Origin of the sequence: Flavobacterium panacagri (genome assembly GCF_030378165.1) — a bacterium.
Classification (GTDB): domain Bacteria; phylum Bacteroidota; class Bacteroidia; order Flavobacteriales; family Flavobacteriaceae; genus Flavobacterium; species Flavobacterium panacagri.
The window spans coordinates 1165077-1186490 of the sequence record NZ_CP119766.1 but is presented as its reverse complement, the minus strand read 5'-3'; the positions used below and the strand labels follow the sequence as shown (position 1 = coordinate 1186490).

The window sequence follows — 21414 nt, the reverse complement described above, 5'->3', positions numbered from 1 at the left end:
CTTTTATAATCTATTATTTAAGGTGGTTTTCAATATCCATCATTTGGTGCAAAACTCTAATAATCTCTATTTCGTTTTGTTTGATGTTTATTTTATAAAATATTAAATGTGACTTTACTTTAGTTCTAAAATAACCTTTTCTGATATGGCTGAAATCTTTTCCTGAATTAGGTTTTAAACACAAGTATTCTATTTCATCCAATATCAATTTTAAATACCTGTCTGCTTGTTCGGCAGACCAAGTATCAAAAGTATAAAGCCAAATTTTTTCTAAATCATAAGATGCTTCTATACTAATCTTATAATTCATTTTTAATATGTTTTTCGTGAAGGTTTTTTATAAAAGATTCACGATCAAAATCTTTTACAAATCCTGATTTTTCTCCTTTTTTTAATTCTTTTATTAGTTCTTCACTTTTGGTTTGTTCTTCTTCAAACATTCTCAATGCAGCCCGAATTACCTCACTTGCAGATGTAAATCGACCTGTTTTTACTTGTGAATTAATAAAATTATCAAAATAATCTCCTAACAATATTGATGTATTCTTTGCCATGATTACTCATTTTTTATCAAATATACCAATTCTTGGTATGTTTTCAAAAAAACACTTTAAATTTAAAGTTTATTTAATATCAACTTGTTAGATAATTTCTATCTTAAATTATCCGCAATATCTCTATTATTTGATAGTCTCGGAATCTTATTTTGTCCGCCCAATTTTCCCTGCGATTTCATATAATCCTGAAATCCATTTTTAGAAACTTTGGTTACAACCACTTTTCTTAAAACATTTCCGGTAATCAAATCATCGTAATAAATGTTTTGCTTACGCATTGAATTGTCAATAGTTTCAGCGAAAATCTCCATGTTTTCAGGTTCCTTCTCAAATTCAACCAGCCATTCGTGATATGGAAGTCCGTTTGATGGATTGATCTGAGGTGCAACTGTAAATTCATTGATTACAATATTGGTTGAGGCTACTGCTTCTTTCATCGCATTCTCCACTTCATTGGCAATAACATGTTCTCCGAAAGCCGAAATATAATGTTTGATACGTCCAGAGACTATAACACGATATGGAGCCAAAGAAGTAAACTGAACAGTATCGCCAATATTATAACGCCAAAGTCCTGCATTTGTAGAAATAATTAAAACGTAGTTTACGCCTATTTCCACTTCGCCGATTGTCAGCGCTTTTGGATTTTCGTTAAAGAATTCATCTGCTTTAATAAACTCGTAGAAAATACCCGAATTCAATAACAATAGCATTCCCTTTTCTTTCTGCGAATCCTGATAAGCAAAGAAGCCTTCAGAAGCTGGAAACAATTCAATGCTGTCTACTTTTCTGCCAATCATGTTTTCGAATTTGGCTCGATAAGGCTCATAATTCACACCTCCATAAATAAAGAGATTAAAATTTTTGAAAATCTCTCCTATTTTTTTTCCACCGCTTTTTTGCTGCAAACGTTCAAAATACATCTGTACCCAGGACGGAATTCCTGAAATAATAGACATATCTTCTACTATAGTTTCATCTACAATCGCATCAACTTTAGTTTCCCAGTCTTCAATACAGTTGGTTTCCCACGAAGGCATTCTGTTTTTCTGAAGATATTTTGGTACAAAATGCGCCACAATTCCAGAAAGTCTTCCAAATTTAATTCCGTATTTTTCCGTTAAGATTGGACTTCCCTGAAGGAAAATCATCTTTCCATCTACAAAATCTGCATTTCCTGTTTCATGAACGTAATGTAAAATAGCGTTTCTTGCTGCAGTAATGTGAAACGGCATTGATTCTTTGGTCAGCGGAATAAACTTTGCGCCGGAAGTTGTTCCAGAAGTTTTAGCAAAATACAATGGTTTTCCTTTCCAGAGAACATTTTCTTCTCCTTTTACAACCTTATCAACATAAGGTTTTAAATCTTCATAATCTCGTACTGGAACGTTTTTTTGAAAATCTTCAATTGTTTGTATTTGATTAAAATGATGGTCTTTGCCAAAACTGGTTGCCTTGGCGTTTTTTATGAGGTTATTAAAGACTTTTTGTTGCGTTTCGACTGGTTTTTTAGCCCAAGTTTGAGTTTCGGAATATATCTTAGTTGCAAATAATTTTGCTGCTACGGCTTTAATTGACATTTTTATGGTATTATTTTTTGCCATTTTTCTTTTTTTCCTGAGATTTAGTCTGCTGTTCCTTTTCAGTCTTTGCAACCTCATCTCTTAATTTTATTTCAGCATCAGAAGCTTTCATATTTACGTCTGAGGGGTTTTCGACTGTTTCAGCTAAAATAGAATCTTTATTGAATTTTGAATATTCTAATTCTCCTTTTAAGACTTTCTGAACACCTTTAATATAAGCTTCATTCTGTCGTAATGCTGTTTCAAGTGAATCAGATTTTATGGCCAGTTTGGTTGCATTTCTTTTTAGTTCTGTTGAAGAATATCCCGGAATAAACTCGCGAAGAGGCGTAAAAGCGATTATAAAAGTTGTAATGAGAATTAAAAAAATGCCTCCTAAAGTAAACGTTACAAAGACATTCATTAAATTGAGTTTGAAAGAAAATAGTTCTTCAAAAGTATCTTCATTCAAAATTACTAATCTGTTTTTGGTGAATAATTTTCTTCTGAAACTCTTTTTTTTCTTTGACATAAACTCTTTTAATTAGAGCAAATATAACAATTTATCGTATTGCTAAAGCTCGGGATTATTTTATGAATGGGCTAAATTCAGGATTTTATAAAATATTTAACGTGGTCTGACACAAATATTTTAAACTAAAAATACTTTTATTTCGTATATTTCTATATACCTTTGCGGAATAATCTAAGAAAAACAATTTGCTTCGGCATTAAATATAATAGTCATGGGAAGATTAGGTCTTACAGAAATCCTTGTTATCGTAGGTATTGTGATATTACTTTTTGGAGGTAAAAAAATTCCAGAATTAATGAAAGGTTTAGGAAGCGGAATTAAGGAATTTAAAAACGCTGCTAAAGACGATCAACCTGCTGCTTCTAAAAAACAAGAGGAAGAAACTAAATAAGAAATTCGAACTTATTAACAATCCCAAACTACAAATTGTAGTTTGGGATTTTTTTTATATCTAAAAAATCTTACTTTTAGGCACCCTAAATTTTTTAAGATATGAAAAACCTATTTTTCGTGATCGTCTTTCTTCTTGCTTTAGAAAGTCAATCGCAAACACAGCCTTTTCCTGCCAATAAGGTGCACGGAAACGGACTTATGGCTACCCCCAGAAGTAGTCAAGATGCTCAAAGCAATTATGAAACCTGGAAAACTAATTTTGTCGAACCCTGTTCTAACGGACGTTATCGTGTGAAATTTGACAACTCTTCTGAGACCGTTTCTGAAGGTATTGCTTACGGAATGCTCCTTTCTGCTTATATGGCAGATAAAACGTTGTTTGATGGTTTCTGGTTGTATTACAAAGACAATGTAAACGGCAATAAAGTAATGAACTGGAAAATCAGCGGATGTTCTGCAACCATTGGTTATAACGGAGCAACGGATGCCGAACTAGATGCAGCTTTCGCTCTTATTGTTGCCGATTATCAATGGAAAAGTACTGGAACTATCAATTACAAAAGTGATGCAACGGCTTTAATTTCTGCTATTAAAAATTATGAAGTTGAAGCCAATACTTATGTTTTGAAGCCCGGCGATCAATTCGGCGGAAGTTCAATTACAAACATATCCTACTTCTCTCCTGCTTATTACCGTGCCTTCGGAGCTTTTACAAACGATACAGCCTTTTGGAATCAAGTAGCTAGTAAAGCTTATACAGTTATCAATAACAATTTGGCACAAAATAATGCTGTTGGCGGACTAGTATCGGATTGGTGTGAAGCTTCTGGAGCGTATTCTTCTCAAGCTGGAGGTTATGCCAATGCAGGAAAATTGTACACTTACGATGCAGCCAGAACTCCTTGGCGAATTGCTGTGGATTATGTTTGGTACGGAACTGCCGAAGCCAAAACGTATGCTAAAAAATCATCCGATTTTGTTCGTATTAATCTTGGCGGAACTACCAACATTAAGGATGGTTACAACCAAAACGGAACTGTAAGCGGACAATGGCACAACGCTACTTTTGTCGGCGCATTTGCTTGTGCTGCAATGGCGGGTGAAAATCAATCGCATTTAGATGCTTCTTACACCGATTTAAAAAACCTCAACGAGCCAAACAGCTATTTTAATCATACTCTAAAAACTTTATACTCCTTTTTATTAACTGGTAATTTTTATCTGCCTTCAACTGCTAATTTGTCCAATGAAAATTTTGATATTGAAAAATCTACTGTTACGCTTTTCCCAAATCCGAGCGCTGATCGAATCACAATTAGTGCGCCTCAGCAATCGACTATTTCAGTAATTTCTCCTTCTGGAAGTGTTATTCATCAACAAAAAACAATCTCTGAAAACACCGAAATTAATCTGACCAATCAAGCCTCTGGCGTTTATTTCGTAAAAATATCCAATGATGATTTTAAAAGTGTTACTAAAAAAGTGATTTTGAAATAATCTTAAACATAAAAACTCCCAAATTATAATTTATAATTTGGGAGTTTTTTTATAATTCCAGTTTTGGAATTTATTTTAAAGTATCATCGTCAACTGTATTCTCTTTCTATCCTCATCAACTTCAGTAACTTTCACATCAACATGCTGATGCAATTTTACCACCTCATTTACATCGCTTACAAACCCAGCTTTTAACTGCGAAATATGAACCAAACCGCTTTCTTTGATTCCGATGTCAACAAAACAGCCAAAGTTGGTAATGTTATTCACAATTCCTGGTAATATCATTCCCGTTTTCAAATCTTTGATTGATTTTACATTCGCATCAAATTCAAAAACCTTAGCCGACTTTCTTGGATCTAATCCAGGCTTTTCAAGCTCTTTTATGATATCTTTCAGCGTCAATAAACCAATTTCAGGTGTTACATACTTTTCAGGCTTAATAAGCGCTGTTTTCTCTTTATTTGCAATTAACTCATTTAGGGAAATATTCAAATCCTTCGCCATCTTTTCCACAACTGGATAAGCTTCTGGATGCACGGCCGAATTATCCAGCGGATTCTTAGCATTAGTAATTCTAATAAATGCTACGCCCTGCTGATACGCTTTGTCTCCTAAACGAGGCACTTTTTTCAGCTGTTTTCTATCTTCAAAAGGGCCGTTTTCAGAACGATATTGTACAATGTTTTCCGCCAGCTTCTCTCCTATTCCACTCACATAACTCAGCAAATGTTTACTTGCTGTGTTGATATTGATTCCAACCGAGTTTACGCAGCGAATTACGGTACTGTCCAATTCTTCTTTAAGTTTCGTTTGGTCAACATCATGTTGGTACTGTCCTACTCCAATTGCTTTTGGGTCAATTTTTACCAATTCGGCCAAAGGATCTGAAAGTCGTCGCCCAATAGAAACTGAACCACGAACCGTTACATCGTAATTTGGAAATTCTTCTCTTGCAATTTTTGAAGCTGAATAAACTGAAGCTCCTGCTTCAGAAACTACAAAAACTTGAATTGGTTTATCAAAAGCGATTTTTTTGATGAAAAATTCTGTTTCACGAGAAGCTGTTCCGTTTCCAATAGAAATCGCATCAATCTGATAGGCATTTACCATCGAACGGATTTTCTTGATTGCCATTGTTTCCTCATTTTGAGGCGCGTGCGGATAAATGGTTTCGTTGTATAATAAATCGCCTTTTTCGTCCAGACAAACTACTTTACAACCGCTTCTAAATCCTGGATCGATTGCCAAAATTCGTTTTTCTCCCAATGGCGGAGCCAATAACAACTGTCCTAAATTGTTAGCAAAAACCTGAATCGAATTAGCATCTGCTTTTGCTTTTGCTTCTTGTAAAGTCTCGTTTCCAATTGCGGGATTCAACAAACGTTTATAACTATCTTCAATTGCTAATTGCAAATGAGCTGTTGTATTATTTTGCTTTTTAATGATAATTTCATCGATAACATCGTAAGCATCATCAATATCAACATCAATTTTCATTTTTATAAAACCTTCATTTTCTGCGCGAAGCATTGCCAATAAACGGTGTGCTGGCGCTTTTGTCAAAGGTTCTTCCCAATCAAAATACTGATTGAATTTCTGTGCTCCTTCTTCTTCCGCTTTCTTTTTAACCACTTTTGTAGTAATGGTCGCTTTTCGCTGATATAATCTACGAAGCTGTTTACGAACATAGATGTTTTCGTTAATCCATTCTGCCACAATATCTCTTGCACCTTGAATAGCGGCTTCTTCGTTAATAACATTTTCATTAATGTACTGCGTCGAAATAAAATCGATATCAGCATCACTTTCCGATATAATCAATTTTGCTAATGGTTCTAAACCAAATTCGCGCGCCACATCTGCCTTTGTTTTTTTCTTCTTTTTGTATGGAAGATAGAAATCTTCAATCTCTTGCAAATCAAAGCTGTCCTCTATTTTTTTCTTCAAATCAGGTGTAAGTGCTTTTTGCTCTTCGATAGATTTTAGAACCGCTTCTTTACGCTTTATAAGCGTATCGTAATCTTTTTGAAGTTTTGCAATCTGCTCAATTACAGTTTCATCAAGATTTCCCGTTGCATCTTTTCGGTAACGCGAAATAAACGGAATTGTACAATCTTCTTCTAATAATTTTACTGTATTTTGAATACTTACAGCAGGTGCCTGAACAGATTTGGCAATGAATTGAATATTAGTCATACATTTAATGAAATAAATTCTTAATTTTAAAATGATATACTTTACTTGTTAAAAACCAAAGTACATAGATCAATAATTTTGCTAAAATAATATCTTTGTTTTTAATTTCCAGCCCATGAAAGTTTTATTACTCTATTTTTTATTTGTAAATAGCCTAACATTTCTCCTTACGGGTTATGATAAATTTCAAGCTAGGAGACACAACCAAAGAATACCAGAAAGCGTATTATTCATTCTCGCTTTTATTGGTGGTTCAATTGGTTTATTAGTGGGTATGTTTTTCTTCAGACATAAAATAAGTAAAACTACATTTATTATGAAATTCTTATATATTATTATAGTACAAACAGTGGTGATTTATTTGAAATTAACTCATAATATATAGATATTAACATTGTTAATAAGCTGCATTCTATATTTTTAAACCATTAATTTTCAAATACTTAAAATAAAAAACCGGATGAATTTAAAAATCCGCCCGGTGTGTTTTTATGCTATTGGTGCGAAGCACCCGATTTTTTTGACTTTTTAGGAACAAGCAATCTTATTCACTCTGTTTTGGTGTCTTCCGCCTTCAAAAGCAGTTTCTAAGAAGGTTTCAACAATTTCAACTGCCTGATGAATAGAGGTAAAGCGTGCCGGAATACTCACAATATTAGCATCGTTGTGTAAACGCGTTAAATAAGCTATTTCTTTAGTCCAGCATAAGCCAGCTCTCACTTTCGGGTGTTTATTAACAGTCATTGCAATTCCATTACCGCTTCCGCAGATTACGATACCAAAATCAGCTTTTCCTTCAGATACATCATTGGCAACCGGATGTCCAAAATCAGGATAATCTACAGAAGCATCTGTATCCGTTCCGTAATTCGTTACCTCATAACCTTTTGCTTCAAGCATAGCAACAATTGCTTTTTTATATTCTGGGCCTGCGTGGTCGTTTCCTATCGAAATTTTCATTTTTCTATACTATTAAGTTGTGTTATGCAAATTTACTCAATTAATAAATGGTCGCCACGAATTACACTAATTTTCACAAATTTTTTTCTTTTTCAATACTATATAAACATTCCAATATAAATTCATGTACATTAGCATAATCCGAGGTAAAAATCTTCATTTTACAACTAACTTACTATCAAAACCTTATCAGTTATTAACAATTTTAATAACTCTATAAGTATCTCATAATCAATAAATAATAAACATAATTTTTGTTAAAATTTTGAGGTGTTGATAGCAGTTTGTAATTGCTTGATATTCAATTAACTTTAAGTTAATAGAAAATGTTAATAAGTTCGAAAAGAAAATTAGAACTTTTTTTTGGTTGTGTCAAAAAAAACCTTAATCCAAAACCGGAATTAAATATGCAAGAAAAGTTTCGGGAATTTTTGGAAAAGTTATCAATATCAAAAATACCATTTTCAACAACTATCAACATGTTAACTTATCTACAAAATCAATTCACTTTTGGTTGTCAACCGTTGTTAATTAAAATACAAAAAGTCTTATAAATAAGCAATTTAACTAAAAATAACTATGTTGATAACTCAGAATAAATAAGTAAAACGAGATTTCAATGACTTCAGAAAAAAATTTATTCGACATATTAACAAGCTATAATAACAACCAAATTTTTTTAAATTTTTAAAAATCTTTTTTGTTGTATTTAATATATGTTGAAAACTAAAAAAGTTGAAATTGAAAAAATTCTTTTTGAGTTTGAATTTTATTCTGATTTGAATTTGTTTTTCAAGTTTTGTTTCAGACGATTTTAAGTGGATTGTTGAGATTGTCCAGAATTTCTTGAACTTGCTCGAAATCGTTTGGATGAACTTTAAGTCTGATGCCTCCAAGAGCTGCCGAGTACATGGGAGCGACTGAAAGGGTCATTTCGTTTTCAAAAAAATAGGGTATTTCTTCTTGCTCTAGTAAGTGTTTGAGAACCACTGTTTCGTGCTGATAATTGAATACGGCGATCGTCTTAAAGCTTTCCATATGAGGTGTTTTTGTAAATGTACGAAAAGTTATATTTTTAATAATTCTATTTGTTAAAAAGTATTATCTGATTTCTTATTTGTAATTTTAAACCTTATAAGAAAAGATATATGAGTAAGAAAATTAGAAAGCCGATAAAAAAAGAGAAAGATTTCTCTGGGAAGATCCTTAAGATTTTATCGCAAAATGCCAATAAGCCATTTAATTACAAACAGATAGGAGCAAAGTTAGAACTTGACGATACAAAAAGCAGAAACCAGATTATAAAAGATCTAAAGATTCTGGCAGCTCAGAAGAAAATAGTTGAAACAGAACCTGGAAAATATTTAGTTAAAGCGGTTAGTCAGGATTATTACGAAGGAACGATAGATATGACGAGTAGAAAAACGGCATATTTTATTTGTGACGAATTTGAAGAAGATGTTTTTATCCCAACCAATAATTTGAATCGTGCTTTAGACAAAGACAAAGTAAAGGTTTATGTTTATAACAGAAGAAAAGGAAAAAGACCTGAAGGAGAAGTAATTGAAGTTCTTGAAAGAGATAAAACAGAGTTTGTAGGTGTAATTGATATGCAGCCCAACTTTGCTTTTGTTTCTACTGCAAATCCTAAAATGTATACTGATATTTTTATTCCAAAAGATAAATTGGGAGAAGCAGAAAACGGTGATGTTGTTTTGGTTAAGATTGAAGACTGGCCAAAAAGAGCTGATAGTCCGTTTGGATCTGTAATTCGGGTTTTAGGAAAACCTGGTGAACATAATACTGAGATTCACGCTATTTTGGCTGAATACGGTTTGCCTTCAGAGTTTCCGGTAGAAGTAGAGGTATTTGCACAAAAGCTGGATACTTCAATTCAGGAATCTGAGATTGCAAAACGTCGTGATATGCGTGATACGCTTACGTTTACAATCGATCCAAAAGATGCAAAAGATTTTGATGATGCGTTGTCTTTCAAAAAATTAGAAAATGGAAACTTTGAAATAGGTATTCACATTGCCGATGTTTCCTATTATCTTGAAGAAGGTACAATTCTGGATGATGAAGCGTATCAAAGAGCTACTTCGGTTTATTTGGTAGATAGAGTAGTGCCAATGCTCCCAGAAGTATTGTCTAACTTTGCTTGTTCATTACGTCCGAATGAGGAGAAATATACATTCTCTGCAATATTCGAAGTTTCTCCAACAGCTCAAGTTATTAACCAATGGTTTGGAAGAACTGTAATTTATTCCGATCAGCGTTTTGCTTATGAAGAAGCGCAATATATCATTGAAACAAAAGATAATACCATTCCAGTTGATGTTTCTATTACTGGAGAATCGTATGTTGTTTCAGATGAAATTACTGAAGCGACTTTAAAACTAGATGAATTAGCGAAGATTTTAAGAAAGAAAAGAATGCAGCAAGGTGCTATTTCTTTTGATAAAGTAGAAGTGAAGTTCAATCTCGATGCTGAAGGAGAACCGGAAGGAGTGTATTTTAAAATATCAAAAGATGCCAATCATTTGATTGAAGAATTTATGCTTTTGGCTAACAGAAAAGTGGCGGAATACATTGGAAAACAAAAGAAAACCTTTGTGTATCGTATTCACGACGAACCAAATGAAGATAAATTAATTGCAATGCAGACTGTAATTGCTAAATTTGGTTATAAAATTGATTTCCGTAACAAAGGCGATATTTCTAAGTCTTTAAATGCATTGATGGAAGAAGTAAACGGTAAAAAAGAGCAAAACTTGATTGATACCCTTGCAATTAGAAGTATGAGTAAAGCCAAATATTCAACAGATAATATTGGTCATTATGGTTTAGCTTTTGATTATTACAGCCATTTTACATCGCCAATTCGTCGTTATCCAGACGTTATGGTACACCGTTTGTTACAATTTTATTTAGACGGAGGAGCTTCTGTAGACGAAGAAACTTATGAAACCAAATGTCTGCATTGTTCTAACATGGAAAGTTTAGCAACTAATGCTGAACGTGATAGTATCAAATACATGCAGGTTAAATACATGCAGGATCATCAAGACGAAGAATTCCTTGGCGTTATTTCTGGTGTTACCGAATGGGGAATTTATGTTGAAATCGTTTCTAATAAATGCGAAGGAATGGTAAGAATCAGAGAAATAAAAGATGATTATTATACTTTCGATGAAAAACAATATGCCTTGGTTGGAGCTACTTCAAACAGTATTTTGCAATTGGGAGACGAAATTTATGTTAAAGTAAAAAATGCCGATTTAGTGAAGAAACAACTAGATTTTCATTTTTTGCGACGAGCAGAATAAAGTATTAATTAAAAAAATAAAAGTATGAAAAAGCTAATTATTGGAGCAGCAATTTTATTTGTACAAATGTCTTTTGGTCAGGTTACCAAAGAATTAGGAGATTTTGATACCGTAAAAGTTTACGATAAATTAAGTGTAAAATTAGTTCAGTCTTCTGAAAATAAAGTAGTTATAAAAGGAACAAGAGAAACAGAATTAGAAGCTGTTAATAAAAACGGTGTTTTAAAATTAAGAATGCCTTTTCCTAAATTGTTATCAGGAAATGATCTTGAAGTTACTTTGTACTATAAACATTTAGAACTGATTGATGTTAATGAAGGAGCAGAAGTAGTAAGTAAAGAAACTTTAAAAGCAACTTCATTTAAAGTAAGCGCACAAGAAGGCGGAAAAATTAATGTAGATTTGAATGTTGATAAACTTAAAGTAAGTTCAGTTTCGGGCGGAGAAATCACAGCAACTGGTAAGGCAGATAACCTTGATGCAAGTTTAGGAGCCGGTGGTTATTTCCTTGGAAGTAAATTAGCCACTTCTCAGACGAAAGTAAGCGTTTCTGCGGGCGGAAAAGCCGATGTTAATGCTTCTACCCTTGTCGATGCAAAAGTAAGCGCAGGAGGCTCTATTTACATTTATGGAAAACCAAAGCAGATTAATCAGAAAACCGTTTTTGGAGGTAAAATCGAAGAAGTAAAATAATCAAGTCGTATTTTGATGATAAATGATATTCTGGCTGGACTGCCATGGGGACTTTTTCTAAGTTTTATGGTAGGTCCGGTATTTTTTATACTATTAGAAACCAGTATTACTAAAGGATTCAGAGCAGCAATTGTTTTTGATTTTGGTGTAGTTTTAGGTGATATATTTTTTATAGCAATCGCCTATTTGGGAAGTTATAGATTGATTTCCAGTTTAAAAGATAAACCTGCACTCTTTATTTTTGGTGGAATCATAATGCTGGCCTATGGTATAATTTCTTTTGTGAGATTAAAAAAAGAAGAAAAAATAAATGATGAAGAAATCGACCGCGATATTATCAAAAGAAACTATGGAAGTTTATTTGTAAAAGGCTTTTTACTTAACGTTATTAACATTGGTGTTTTAGGTTTCTGGCTTGCAGTAATTATTTCTATCGGACCAAAATTAGAAATGCAAAATTCTAGAATGTTTACATTTTTTACGGCCGTAATCATAACTTATTTATTGGTTGATTGTCTTAAAATAGTATTAGCTAAGCAGTTAAAATCGAAAATGACACCAACTAATATTCTAAAAATTAAAAAAGGAATAAGTATTGTTTTAATGGTTTTTGGAGTTGCTTTAATGGTTCAAGGATGGTTTCCAAAAGAAAAAGAAATGGTTAGAAACGCTTTTGAGAAGATTGAAAAGTAATTGTTAATAACTCAAATATATAAAATTAAACCTCTGAATTTCAGAGGTTTTTTTATGTTTATAATGTAAATATATAAATTCGACAGGTTTTAAAAACCTGTCGGGTTTGCTTATGAAATCCTAAAAATTAAACATAAAAAAAAGAGACACATTTCTGTATCTCTTTTTGAGGCATCGTCCGGATTCGAACCGGAGTAGGAGCTTTTGCAGAGCCCAGCCTAGCCGCTCGGCCACGACGCCATTACTTGAACGGTTGGCAAAAGTAACTAAAATCTTTAAATTTCAAAAGTTTCACACAAACTATTTTAAAATTTTAGGGTTTTAATTTTAAACATTACTTCCTAATTTCCGTCATTTTTATAGTAACTGACTCAACATCACCACCAATAGGCGGATTAATTTTAGAAACCCAAACTGTTGTTTTTTCTACTGTTTCTATCTCTGCCAGCACTCGAATATTGATTCTTTTGGCTACATGTTCCAATAAATGCGAACGAATTGCCATTTCTTCTGTCACAATTTTGTTCAAATGTACGTAGTCAACAGTATCTAAAAGATGATCTGTTTCGGCTGATTTCTGTAAATTGGTTTTAATTTTTAGATCTACTGTGTAATCAGATCCAATTTTTCCTTCTTCAATTAAACATCCGTGGTACGAAAAAGTGCGTATGTTTTTAAGTTTAATGACTCCCATTTTTATAATTTTATTCTTGTAGTGTTTGGATTTTGATAATTGGATGTTACAGCATATACTGTAACTATTTTGTTAATTTAATCAACTGTAAAATGAATAGTGTATGGGAATTTTTTCAAAGGTAAGGTTCTAATTATATTATACTTTTCTTCAAAAAATGGAAATGTATTTAAAGTATCTACATACTTTTGATATTCATTAAAAAATTTTGTTCCTAAACCATCAGAAAGAGATTCATAATATTCAACAATTTCATCTACTTCTAATTCAGCTCTTAAAAGAATATTTATTTTGAACATTACTTCTTATTCCATTTAGCATTGAGTCTTTTTTTAGATTCTTCCCAACTAATAAAATCCTCTGGTTTAGCATTTTTTATACGATCCAAAACCATTTCTTGTTGCCATAATGGAATTTCATTCTCAACATTTTCATCTATAGTAACGTCTGGAACATGTTTGAAAAAACTAATAAAAGTCTCGTAGAAATCGTCTGGGATTGTAACAGTTAATTGTCTCATAATTCTGAATATTTAGACAAAAATACTAAATAAATTAATTAAAGATTTTGAGTTTAACGTTTCATGTTTTCAGTAAGTTTCCAAAGAAAACTATAAACCATAAACTATAAACTATAAACTTTTTTATCTTTGCTAAAATTACTATAAAATAATGGCATCAGAAGAGAAATCACTCAATTTTATTGAACAAATCATAGAGGAAGACGTAAAATCAGGTCTTTCAAATACTAAACTTCGCTTTCGTTTTCCACCAGAACCAAATGGTTATTTGCACATTGGGCACGCGAGTTCTATTGCGCTAAATTTTGGTTTAGGAATTGATTATCAATCTCCTGTGAATTTACGTTTTGATGATACAAACCCTGAAAAAGAAGAGCAGGAATTTGTGGATGCTATTAAAAAAGATGTAGAATGGCTGGGTTACAAATGGGCTGAAGAATGTTATGCATCAGATTATTTCCAACAATTGTATGATTGGGCCGTTTTCTTAATTAAAAAAGATAAAGCGTATGTTGACAGTCAATCTTCTGAAGAAATGGCGATCCAGAAAGGAACTCCAACAACTCCAGGAACTGATAGTCCATACAGAAATCGTTCTGTTGAAGAAAACTTAGATTTATTCGAAAGAATGAAAAACGGTGAATTTGAGGCTGGTACGCATATTCTTCGTGCTAAAATTGACATGAAATCAACAAACATGTTAATGCGTGATCCAATTATGTACAGAATTTTACACAAACATCACCATAGAACTGGAGATGCTTGGAAAATCTATCCAATGTACGACTGGGCGCATGGACAAAGTGATTATTTAGAACAAATTTCACACTCATTTTGTACACTTGAATTTTTGCCTCACCGTGAATTATACGATTGGTTTTTAGATCAGATTTTTGATGATAATAAGCTTCGTCCAAAACAAAGAGAATTTGCCAGACGTAACTTATCACATACTGTTGTGAGTAAAAGAAAATTACAGCAACTAGTTAAAGAAAAGCATGTTAACGGTTGGGATGATCCTAGAATGTCAACTATTTCTGGGTTAAGAAGACGTGGTTATACAGCTGCTTCTTTACGTAATTTTGCTAACACAATTGGTATTGCAAAACGTGATAATTTGATCAATGTATCGGTTTTGGAATTCTGTATTCGTGAAGATTTGAACAAAATTGCACCTCGTGTAATGGCTGTTTTAGATCCAGTTAAATTGGTAATTACCAATTATCCAGAAGGAAAAGAAGAGTGGTTAGAAGCTGAAAACAATCAGGAAGATGAAAGTGCTGGTTTCAGAAAAGTGCCTTTTTCACGTGAATTATACATTGAAAGAGAAGACTTTTTAGAAGAAGCTCCGGCTAAATTTTTTCGTTTGACTTTAGGAAAAGAAGTTCGTCTTAAAAATGCTTATATCATTAAAGGTGAATCAGTTGTAAAAGATGAAAATGGGAATATTACAGAAATTCATGTAACTTATGATACTGATTCTTTAAGCGGAAGCGGAACAGAAGCAAGCCAAAGAAAAGTGTCAGGAACATTACATTGGGTTTCTATTTCACATGCATTGGAAGCTGAAGTTCGTTTGTACGATCGTTTGTTTACAGATGAAGCTCCGGACAGTTATAAAGACAAAAATTTCTTAGATTTTGTGAATCCAAATTCATTAGAAATTGTAACTGGATATGTTGAACCAAGTTTATCAACAGCTCAAAATGAAGATAAATTTCAGTTTCAACGTTTAGGTTATTTTACTGTTGATAAAGACTCAACTCCTTCAAAATTAGTATTTAACAAAACTGTTGGACTAAAAGATGCCTGGGAAGAAAAGGGTAAAAAAGAAGAAAACAGTATCAATAATTCTTTGAAAGATATCAACAAATATTTCAAAGTTGAGACTAAACCAGAAAGAATTGCAATTGAAAGTGCAATAGGGGAGAACATCAAAAATATCTCTACTTTTTCTCTTTTACAGAATTCTTTAAAGAAGAATATCAACAATAATAAGGCTTCGCTGTTGTTTTCTCAGTTTATTTTGAAATATTCAAACTGGAAATCTACAGATTTTGAAGAAGAAGATATTAAGAAATTATATTCAATGTCTTTAAAAAGTGAATCGACTTATGTAAGATCAAAAGCACTTTTAAATTTAAGAGATATTGAAAGTGAAAGTTTCAAAAATCAGTTTGATGATGAAATTTTGAAATTATATTCAAATCCTCCAAAAAATGCTTCTGAAAGAGAAATTGAAATTCTTTCTGAAATGGTGAAGAAGTAATATCAGATAAATTTATTAAAAGCGCTTTTATAAGCGCTTTTTTTTATTATATAGATTAACTATTAAAAATTTAAATTTTATAATTTTTATAAATCAAAAGTAACTTTCATAAGTTTAATTTAATCGAAAATAAAATTTTATTGGATAAGGAATTCATTTTTTTAATTTAAATCTATTAGAAAGCTTTATTTTAATTTTTTACTTTTTTTTGATTCAGTGTTTATTTTAAAACCTTAATAATAAATTTTATTTATTTTAAATTTATTATTTTAAATATTTTATCTATTATTTATAAAATCTATTAAATTTGTTATTTTTATTTATTTTATATATTAAAAGTGACTTTTATAATTTAATTTTAAAGGCGAATAAAAAATAGTTGAATAGAGAAGACCTTTTTTTATTTTTCATTCATTATAACTCTTTATTTTAATTTTTAGCTTTTTTGTTTCCAATTTTCTTCTAAAAAAACTTAAATTAAAGTTTTTTCTTATTTTTTATTTTTTTGACTTCAATTTTTACAATTATAAGTTTTTATTATTGTTATAGATTTAAATTTAGTTTGTAATTATTATTTATAAAAATTACTATAAAATTTATATCTATAGTTTTTTGTTATTTTTTTAAGGTCTTGATTTTAATTTTATGTTTATAAATTATTATTATTGATTTTTTAAAATTTTAGTTTTTATTTATTATTTGTAAAATTGATAGTAATTTATAAAATAATAGTTTTAATATATTAATTTTAACCTTCATAAATCGATTTTAAGGCGTTTTTAAAAGGTAGTTGATAGATTACTCATTTTTTAAATAATTGTTTATTTGAAGCTTTTATTTAACTTTTGGCTGTTATTTTAGTCAGTTTAACGGCTTGTTAACACACAATTGTTTATAAAGTTGCTATTTTTAACTCAATACCAGAAATCAGAGATGATTTAAGAAAAATTAAAATTTGCCGTGACGGAAACTAAACTGGATTTTACTGTTTTTAAAAACTCGTAATTTTTATAGCAGTGAATTTTCAAAATTGATTTCCCGAAAAGACAATTTTATGTTCTCATTTTTATTGTGATGTAATTTTGATAATATTTCGCGTAAAAGGTATTTTTCAAATTATTTCATAATGTACAAAATTCCATAACATTGAATTTGTGTGAAGCTTTAGTTTAAAATTTCAAATCTGATCATTTTTAATTTAAATCTAATAATCATGAAAATTTTATATTTTACGCTAGCGATGTTATTTGCAAATGTTGCAATTTCACAAACACATCAAATTACAAAACACAATGGTGAACAACTTGATGTTAATTTCATAAAAAACGAAAATGGTTTAATTTACTATTCATTGAACGGAAGTTCTGAAGAAGTAAAAATTAGCAAACATGCTGTTTCATCTATTACGAACAAACAAACAAAAACAACTCAAAAAGTTTCTGATAAAATAGTAGTAGATTCAAAAGACGATTTCAAAATGGTAACTGTTTTGCCTCAGGAAAAAACAATTGGACTGAAACAAGCAGCAAGTTTTACAGGTGTCTCGACAAGGACAAAAGGAGAACCGCCAATTGCAAATCAAAAACAGACTGCTATGAGAATCAAAACGAAGTCGGCTTCAAACGGATCTCCTTTTGTTAGTATTGTAGACAAAGGTGATGGTAAATATGAAGCTACAACTTATGTGTATTAATAAGATTGTTAATTTATAGTAAATAACAATTAATCAAAGTTTTATCATTTTAAAAATGAGTATCTTTAATAATAATTTAAAAATTGTAACATCATGTCTAAGAATTTAAATACAGCGGCTGCAATTTTAGCGGCTGCAGCGGCAGGAGCAGCAATCGGAATTTTGTTTGCTCCGGATAAAGGATCCAAAACTCGAGCAAAAATTAAAGAAGGTATCGATGATGCCAAACATAATATCAAAGATTCTTTTGATGCCAGCTCGGAAGTTCTTCGTGAAAAATTTACAAGTGCTACTCAAAATTTTGATGGAACTTTGAATGATTTACTTTCTAATGTAAGCCATAAAACAGAAGAAGTAATTACTTTTTTAGAAACTAAATTGGCTGAATTGAAAGCACAGAACGCTAAACTTCAGAAATAATAATTTTTTAAAAGCACATAACTTGCTTATTTTTATAGGAAAGTTTTGTGCTTTTTTTTTATTTTAAATTTATAATTATGGCTTTTGAAGAGTTAAAAGAAAACAGTGAGAAAATTCAGGATCAAACTAAGATTTATATTGACAGTCATTTGGCTTACTATAAACTTTGGGGATTTAAAGTGGCAATGAAATCTACAACCTTGATTTTCAAATTTACTTTGATCTTGTTGTGTTTCACGATGGTTTTAATTTTTGGATCTTTTGCAGCAGCGTACGCTTTTGGATCTTTATTCGAAAGTAATGCTTTAGGATTTTTAACAGTAGGAGGGATCTATCTTTTATTTACTATTTTACTTTTCTTCATAAAAGACAAAATGGTGGAAGGGCCAATATTGGAGAAATTTTCAGAAATATTTTTTAATGACTAAGACTTATGGAAAAGAAAAAATACTCTTCTTATGCTGAAATCGACAGAGATTTAGAAATCTTGAAATTAGAAAAAGAGATCAATTATCAGAAATTAGTTTTGAGTTTTCAGAGAACTAAAGAAAGCATTACACCACAAAATATAGTAAACGGATTTGTTTCTTCGTACACAGATTATTTTAAAAAATCATATCCACAAATTTTACAATCAATTATTCCATTTGTAATCAATTGGTTTATGAATAAAAAAAGAGGCAGTTAAGCCTCTTTTTTATTTGTAATTATTATTGAACATCTGGTTGAATGTCATCTTCATAACCAGATTGTCTTGGTGCTTGTTTTGGTTTTTCCACTTTTTTATTGTTTTTCTTCATCATTTCTCCAACTTGATTTGAAGCTGAGAATGATGCCACCATATTGTTTAACATATCACTTCCAGCTTGTGGAGAATTTGGAAGAAGAATTAAGTTTGAGTTTGAATCAGATCCAATAGATTGTAAAGTGTCATAATGCTGCGTAACGACAATTAAGGCAGAAGCTTCTTGAGAATTAATTCCAACATTGTTCAAAACTTCAACACTTTCAACCAAACCTCTTGCAATTTCACGACGTTGATCTGCAATACCTTGTCCTTGTAAACGTTTACTTTCTGCTTCAGCTTTTGCTTTTGCAACGATTCTAATTCTTGAACTTTCTGCTTCAAATTCTGCTGCTGTTTTTTCTCTGTCAGCAGCGTTGATTCTGTTCATGGCATTTTTTACCTGGATGTCCGGATCAATATCAGTAACCAAAGTATTGATGATATCATATCCGTAAGTTGACATTGCTTCGTTCAATTCACGTTTTACTGCAACTGCAATATCGTCTTTTCTTTCAAAAACATCATCCAATTTTAGTTTCGGTACTTCAGCGCGAACGACATCAAAAACATAAGAAGTAATTTGATCGTGTGGATATTCTAATTTATAAAAAGCTTCGTATACTTTTTCCTGAATTACTTTGAACTGTACTGAAACTTTCATTTTGATAAAAACGTTGTCTCTTGTTTTGGTTTCGATGATAACATCTAGCTGTTGAATTTTAAGATTTACACGTCCTGCAATTCTATCAACAATAGGAATTTTTAATTGTAATCCTGAATTTCTAACACTAAGAAATTTTCCAAATCTTTCGATCACGATAGAAGTTTGCTGCTTCACTGTAAAAAATGAAGACATTAAAATGAAGAATGCGAATACTAATAAGATAATAAATGCTGTACCCATGGTTATTTAATTTATATTTATGATTTTGGTAAATTACGAAAATTCTTCTAAAATAAAATTATTAAATATTAAAAAAACGCTAAGAACATTTTAGAGATGTTACTTAGCGTTTCTATTTTTAAGTGAAATTTTAATTACAATGTTTCAATTGCTTTGTGGATTCTAGAGATAGTTTCTTCTTTTCCAATGATTTCAACAATGTCAAATAGGTGAGGCCCTTTTAAAGCTCCAACCAAACTTAAACGGAAAGGTTGCATTACTTTACCCATTCCGATTTCGTTTTTAGTTAACCAATCCTTTACAAATGTCTCAATATTTGCAGAAGTAAAATCTTCAATATTTTCTAAAACAGAAATCAATTCCTTCATTAATGCTGGAGTTTCTTCTTTCCAATTTTTACTTGCTTTTTCATCGTAAGCTGTTGGAGCTTGGAAAAAGAAATCAGTAAGTTCCCAAAATTCAGATACGAAATTAGCTCTTTCTTTGATAAGTGATACAATGCGAGTTGTTACTTCGATAGGAGTAGAGAAGCCTTTTTCTTCTAAAATAGGAGAGAAGGTTTTGGCTAAATCAGCATCATTTTGTTTTACTAAATATTGGTGGTTGAACCATTTGTTTTTCTCTGGATCAAATTTAGCTCCAGCTTTGTGAACTCTATTCAAGTCAAAAGCTTCTGCTAATTCTTCTAAAGAAAATAATTCTTTTTCAGTTCCATCATTCCATCCTAGTAAAGCAAGGAAGTTTACAACTGCTTCTGGGAAAAATCCATTCTCTCTATAACCAGATGAAACACCTTCTTTAGTTTTCCATTCTAAAGGAAATACTGGGAATCCCATTTTGTCTCCATCTCTTTTTGATAATTTACCATTTCCAACTGGTTTCAAAATCAAAGGTAAGTGTGCAAATTCTGGAGCTTCCCAACCAAATGCTTTGTATAATAAAACGTGAAGAGGCATAGATGGCAACCATTCTTCTCCACGAATTACATGTGATGTTTCCATCAAATGATCATCCACAATATTAGCTAAATGATACGTTGGCATTCCGTCACTTTTGAAAAGAATTTTATCATCCAAAAGATTAGTTTCAAACTTCACATCGCCACGAATGATATCTTTTAAATGTAAAGTTTCATCAACTGGAGTTTTAAAACGGATTACATAATTTTCTCCATTTGCAATTCTTTTAGCAACTTCATCAGCAGAAATTACTAAAGAAGTATCTAATTTTTCACGATTGTGGTGATTGTAAATAAATGTTTTTCCTTCTGCTTCATGTTCTTTTCTCAAAGTATCCAAAGATTCGGGAGTATCAAAAGCATAATATGCCCAACCAGAATTGATCAGTTGATCTGCATATTGCTGGTATAAATCTTTGCGTTCGCTTTGTCTGTACGGACCAAATTTTTCATTTTTTCCAACTGTTTCTTCAGGAGCAATTCCTAACCATTCTAAAGCTTCCATAATGTAAGCCTCTGCACCTGGAACAAAACGAGTCTGATCTGTATCTTCAATTCTTAGATAAAAAACACCGTTATGTTTTTTTGCAAATAAATAATTAAATAGGGCAGTACGAACTCCGCCAATATGTAATGGTCCAGTTGGACTTGGTGCAAAACGCACACGAACTTGCTTTGACATTTGTTTAAAATTTTGATGCAAAGATACGTTTTATGATTTTAGATTTCAGAATGTTGATTTTAGATTTTC

At 31.4% G+C, this 21414-nt stretch carries 23 protein-coding genes and 1 tRNA gene; 11 read left to right on the top strand and 13 right to left on the bottom strand.

Annotated features, from left to right (window positions below):
- Positions 1-13: 13 nt before the first annotated feature.
- From P2W65_RS05395 to P2W65_RS05380, 4 genes are all read right to left on the bottom strand, one after another.
- Positions 14-310, bottom strand: a complete 297-nt coding sequence (locus tag P2W65_RS05395; RefSeq protein ID WP_289664003.1) for a type II toxin-antitoxin system RelE/ParE family toxin — start codon at positions 308-310, stop codon at positions 14-16.
- Positions 300-554, bottom strand: coding sequence for a type II toxin-antitoxin system ParD family antitoxin (locus P2W65_RS05390; RefSeq protein ID WP_289664001.1), 255 nt, complete (start codon positions 552-554; stop codon positions 300-302). Before P2W65_RS05390 ends, P2W65_RS05395 begins: the two co-directional genes overlap by 11 nt.
- 98 nt (positions 555-652) lie before the next feature.
- On the bottom strand, positions 653-2137 hold the full coding sequence (locus tag P2W65_RS05385) for a GH3 auxin-responsive promoter family protein (protein WP_289663999.1): 1485 nt from the start codon (positions 2135-2137) through the stop codon (positions 653-655).
- A 10-nt stretch (positions 2138-2147) separates the two neighbouring features.
- Positions 2148-2651 (bottom strand): peptidase, encoded by a 504-nt coding sequence (locus P2W65_RS05380; protein ID WP_289663997.1) that lies wholly within the window; start codon positions 2649-2651, stop codon positions 2148-2150.
- A 214-nt stretch (positions 2652-2865) separates the two neighbouring features.
- On the opposite strand from P2W65_RS05380, the gene P2W65_RS05375 reads away from it, so the two are divergent.
- The gene (locus tag P2W65_RS05375) at positions 2866-3045 is read left to right on the top strand and encodes a Sec-independent protein translocase subunit TatA/TatB (protein ID WP_008465789.1); all 180 of its coding nucleotides are present in this window, start codon (positions 2866-2868) and stop codon (positions 3043-3045) included.
- A 101-nt stretch (positions 3046-3146) separates the two neighbouring features.
- Positions 3147-4544 (top strand): glycosyl hydrolase family 8, encoded by a 1398-nt coding sequence (locus tag P2W65_RS05370; RefSeq protein WP_289663992.1) that lies wholly within the window; start codon positions 3147-3149, stop codon positions 4542-4544.
- A gap of 75 nt (positions 4545-4619) precedes the next feature.
- On the opposite strand, the gene P2W65_RS05365 is transcribed toward P2W65_RS05370, so the two are convergent.
- Positions 4620-6743: a Tex family protein gene (locus P2W65_RS05365; protein WP_289663991.1), complete on the bottom strand. Its 2124-nt coding sequence runs from the start codon at positions 6741-6743 to the stop codon at positions 4620-4622.
- A gap of 115 nt (positions 6744-6858) precedes the next feature.
- On the opposite strand from P2W65_RS05365, the gene P2W65_RS05360 reads away from it, so the two are divergent.
- Positions 6859-7128, top strand: coding sequence for a DUF1294 domain-containing protein (locus P2W65_RS05360; RefSeq protein ID WP_179001005.1), 270 nt, complete (start codon positions 6859-6861; stop codon positions 7126-7128).
- A 143-nt stretch (positions 7129-7271) separates the two neighbouring features.
- Here P2W65_RS05360 and rpiB read toward each other — a convergent pair whose 3' ends face one another.
- Both rpiB and P2W65_RS05350 read right to left on the bottom strand, forming a co-directional pair.
- A complete protein-coding gene (gene rpiB, locus P2W65_RS05355) occupies positions 7272-7703 on the bottom strand; it encodes a ribose 5-phosphate isomerase B (protein WP_091490132.1) in 432 nt (143 codons plus the stop codon).
- Between the two features lie 804 nt (positions 7704-8507).
- Positions 8508-8741 (bottom strand): putative signal transducing protein, encoded by a 234-nt coding sequence (locus P2W65_RS05350; RefSeq protein WP_179001007.1) that lies wholly within the window; start codon positions 8739-8741, stop codon positions 8508-8510.
- 110 nt (positions 8742-8851) lie between these two features.
- Here P2W65_RS05350 and rnr point away from each other — a divergent pair, with 110 nt between their 5' ends.
- From rnr to P2W65_RS05335, 3 genes are read left to right on the top strand one after another with little or no spacing between them, the layout of a single operon-like run.
- Complete coding sequence (gene rnr, locus P2W65_RS05345; protein ID WP_289663986.1) at positions 8852-11032, top strand: ribonuclease R; 2181 nt, start codon at positions 8852-8854, stop codon at positions 11030-11032.
- A gap of 24 nt (positions 11033-11056) precedes the next feature.
- Positions 11057-11725, top strand: a complete 669-nt coding sequence (locus P2W65_RS05340; protein WP_289663985.1) for a head GIN domain-containing protein — start codon at positions 11057-11059, stop codon at positions 11723-11725.
- A gap of 15 nt (positions 11726-11740) precedes the next feature.
- On the top strand, positions 11741-12418 hold the full coding sequence (locus P2W65_RS05335; protein ID WP_289663984.1) for a LysE family translocator: 678 nt from the start codon (positions 11741-11743) through the stop codon (positions 12416-12418).
- 169 nt (positions 12419-12587) lie between these two features.
- Here the strand turns inward: P2W65_RS05335 and P2W65_RS05330 are convergent.
- From P2W65_RS05330 to P2W65_RS05315, 4 genes are all read right to left on the bottom strand, one after another.
- A tRNA-Cys gene (locus P2W65_RS05330) sits at positions 12588-12658 on the bottom strand.
- A gap of 94 nt (positions 12659-12752) precedes the next feature.
- Positions 12753-13112, bottom strand: coding sequence for a dihydroneopterin aldolase (folB, locus tag P2W65_RS05325; protein WP_057115457.1), 360 nt, complete (start codon positions 13110-13112; stop codon positions 12753-12755).
- Positions 13113-13189: 77 nt separating this feature from the next.
- Complete coding sequence (locus P2W65_RS05320) at positions 13190-13411, bottom strand: type II toxin-antitoxin system RelE/ParE family toxin (protein ID WP_289663982.1); 222 nt, start codon at positions 13409-13411, stop codon at positions 13190-13192.
- Positions 13411-13632, bottom strand: coding sequence for a hypothetical protein (locus tag P2W65_RS05315; protein WP_289663981.1), 222 nt, complete (start codon positions 13630-13632; stop codon positions 13411-13413). Before P2W65_RS05315 ends, P2W65_RS05320 begins: the two co-directional genes overlap by 1 nt.
- A gap of 151 nt (positions 13633-13783) precedes the next feature.
- Here P2W65_RS05315 and P2W65_RS05310 point away from each other — a divergent pair, with 151 nt between their 5' ends.
- The 5 genes from P2W65_RS05310 (at position 13784) to P2W65_RS05290 (ending at position 18702) form a co-directional block, all read left to right on the top strand.
- Positions 13784-15901 carry a glutamine--tRNA ligase/YqeY domain fusion protein gene (locus P2W65_RS05310; protein WP_289663979.1) on the top strand — a complete coding sequence of 706 codons (2118 nt, stop codon included), beginning with the start codon at positions 13784-13786 and terminating at the stop codon, positions 15899-15901.
- A 1213-nt stretch (positions 15902-17114) separates the two neighbouring features.
- The gene (locus P2W65_RS05305) at positions 17115-17594 is read left to right on the top strand and encodes a hypothetical protein (RefSeq protein ID WP_289663978.1); all 480 of its coding nucleotides are present in this window, start codon (positions 17115-17117) and stop codon (positions 17592-17594) included.
- Positions 17595-17687: 93 nt separating this feature from the next.
- On the top strand, positions 17688-18014 hold the full coding sequence (locus P2W65_RS05300) for a YtxH domain-containing protein (RefSeq protein WP_289663976.1): 327 nt from the start codon (positions 17688-17690) through the stop codon (positions 18012-18014).
- A gap of 77 nt (positions 18015-18091) precedes the next feature.
- The gene (locus P2W65_RS05295; RefSeq protein ID WP_289663975.1) at positions 18092-18442 is read left to right on the top strand and encodes a competence protein; all 351 of its coding nucleotides are present in this window, start codon (positions 18092-18094) and stop codon (positions 18440-18442) included.
- Positions 18443-18447: 5 nt separating this feature from the next.
- Positions 18448-18702 (top strand): DUF6327 family protein, encoded by a 255-nt coding sequence (locus P2W65_RS05290; RefSeq protein ID WP_289663973.1) that lies wholly within the window; start codon positions 18448-18450, stop codon positions 18700-18702.
- Between the two features lie 22 nt (positions 18703-18724).
- Here P2W65_RS05290 and P2W65_RS05285 read toward each other — a convergent pair whose 3' ends face one another.
- Entirely contained in the window at positions 18725-19705 is a 981-nt protein-coding gene (locus P2W65_RS05285; RefSeq protein WP_289663972.1) for an SPFH domain-containing protein, read from the bottom strand.
- 134 nt (positions 19706-19839) lie between these two features.
- Positions 19840-21345 carry a glutamate--tRNA ligase gene (gltX, locus tag P2W65_RS05280; protein ID WP_289663970.1) on the bottom strand — a complete coding sequence of 502 codons (1506 nt, stop codon included), beginning with the start codon at positions 21343-21345 and terminating at the stop codon, positions 19840-19842.
- Positions 21346-21414 lie beyond the last annotated feature (69 nt).

What these genes read in the sequence shown, in the direction of transcription:
- P2W65_RS05340 (WP_289663985.1), top strand. Translation starts at nt 11,057, where the DNA reads ATGAAAAAGCTAATTATTGGAGCAGCAATTTTATTTGTACAAATGTCT.
- P2W65_RS05310 (WP_289663979.1), top strand. Translation starts at nt 13,784, where the DNA reads ATGGCATCAGAAGAGAAATCACTCAATTTTATTGAACAAATCATAGAG.
- P2W65_RS05335 (WP_289663984.1), top strand. Translation starts at nt 11,741, where the DNA reads ATGATAAATGATATTCTGGCTGGACTGCCATGGGGACTTTTTCTAAGT.
- gltX (WP_289663970.1), bottom strand. Translation starts at nt 21,345, where the DNA reads ATGTCAAAGCAAGTTCGTGTGCGTTTTGCACCAAGTCCAACTGGACCA.
- P2W65_RS05315 (WP_289663981.1), bottom strand. Translation starts at nt 13,632, where the DNA reads ATGAGACAATTAACTGTTACAATCCCAGACGATTTCTACGAGACTTTT.
- P2W65_RS05390 (WP_289664001.1), bottom strand. Translation starts at nt 554, where the DNA reads ATGGCAAAGAATACATCAATATTGTTAGGAGATTATTTTGATAATTTT.
- P2W65_RS05285 (WP_289663972.1), bottom strand. Translation starts at nt 19,705, where the DNA reads ATGGGTACAGCATTTATTATCTTATTAGTATTCGCATTCTTCATTTTA.
- P2W65_RS05370 (WP_289663992.1), top strand. Translation starts at nt 3,147, where the DNA reads ATGAAAAACCTATTTTTCGTGATCGTCTTTCTTCTTGCTTTAGAAAGT.
- P2W65_RS05300 (WP_289663976.1), top strand. Translation starts at nt 17,688, where the DNA reads ATGTCTAAGAATTTAAATACAGCGGCTGCAATTTTAGCGGCTGCAGCG.
- P2W65_RS05305 (WP_289663978.1), top strand. Translation starts at nt 17,115, where the DNA reads ATGAAAATTTTATATTTTACGCTAGCGATGTTATTTGCAAATGTTGCA.
- P2W65_RS05375 (WP_008465789.1), top strand. Translation starts at nt 2,866, where the DNA reads ATGGGAAGATTAGGTCTTACAGAAATCCTTGTTATCGTAGGTATTGTG.
- rnr (WP_289663986.1), top strand. Translation starts at nt 8,852, where the DNA reads ATGAGTAAGAAAATTAGAAAGCCGATAAAAAAAGAGAAAGATTTCTCT.
- P2W65_RS05350 (WP_179001007.1), bottom strand. Translation starts at nt 8,741, where the DNA reads ATGGAAAGCTTTAAGACGATCGCCGTATTCAATTATCAGCACGAAACA.
- P2W65_RS05290 (WP_289663973.1), top strand. Translation starts at nt 18,448, where the DNA reads ATGGAAAAGAAAAAATACTCTTCTTATGCTGAAATCGACAGAGATTTA.
- P2W65_RS05365 (WP_289663991.1), bottom strand. Translation starts at nt 6,743, where the DNA reads ATGACTAATATTCAATTCATTGCCAAATCTGTTCAGGCACCTGCTGTA.
- P2W65_RS05295 (WP_289663975.1), top strand. Translation starts at nt 18,092, where the DNA reads ATGGCTTTTGAAGAGTTAAAAGAAAACAGTGAGAAAATTCAGGATCAA.
- P2W65_RS05385 (WP_289663999.1), bottom strand. Translation starts at nt 2,137, where the DNA reads ATGTCAATTAAAGCCGTAGCAGCAAAATTATTTGCAACTAAGATATAT.
- folB (WP_057115457.1), bottom strand. Translation starts at nt 13,112, where the DNA reads ATGGGAGTCATTAAACTTAAAAACATACGCACTTTTTCGTACCACGGA.
- rpiB (WP_091490132.1), bottom strand. Translation starts at nt 7,703, where the DNA reads ATGAAAATTTCGATAGGAAACGACCACGCAGGCCCAGAATATAAAAAA.
- P2W65_RS05320 (WP_289663982.1), bottom strand. Translation starts at nt 13,411, where the DNA reads ATGTTCAAAATAAATATTCTTTTAAGAGCTGAATTAGAAGTAGATGAA.
- P2W65_RS05380 (WP_289663997.1), bottom strand. Translation starts at nt 2,651, where the DNA reads ATGTCAAAGAAAAAAAAGAGTTTCAGAAGAAAATTATTCACCAAAAAC.
- P2W65_RS05360 (WP_179001005.1), top strand. Translation starts at nt 6,859, where the DNA reads ATGAAAGTTTTATTACTCTATTTTTTATTTGTAAATAGCCTAACATTT.
- P2W65_RS05395 (WP_289664003.1), bottom strand. Translation starts at nt 310, where the DNA reads ATGAATTATAAGATTAGTATAGAAGCATCTTATGATTTAGAAAAAATT.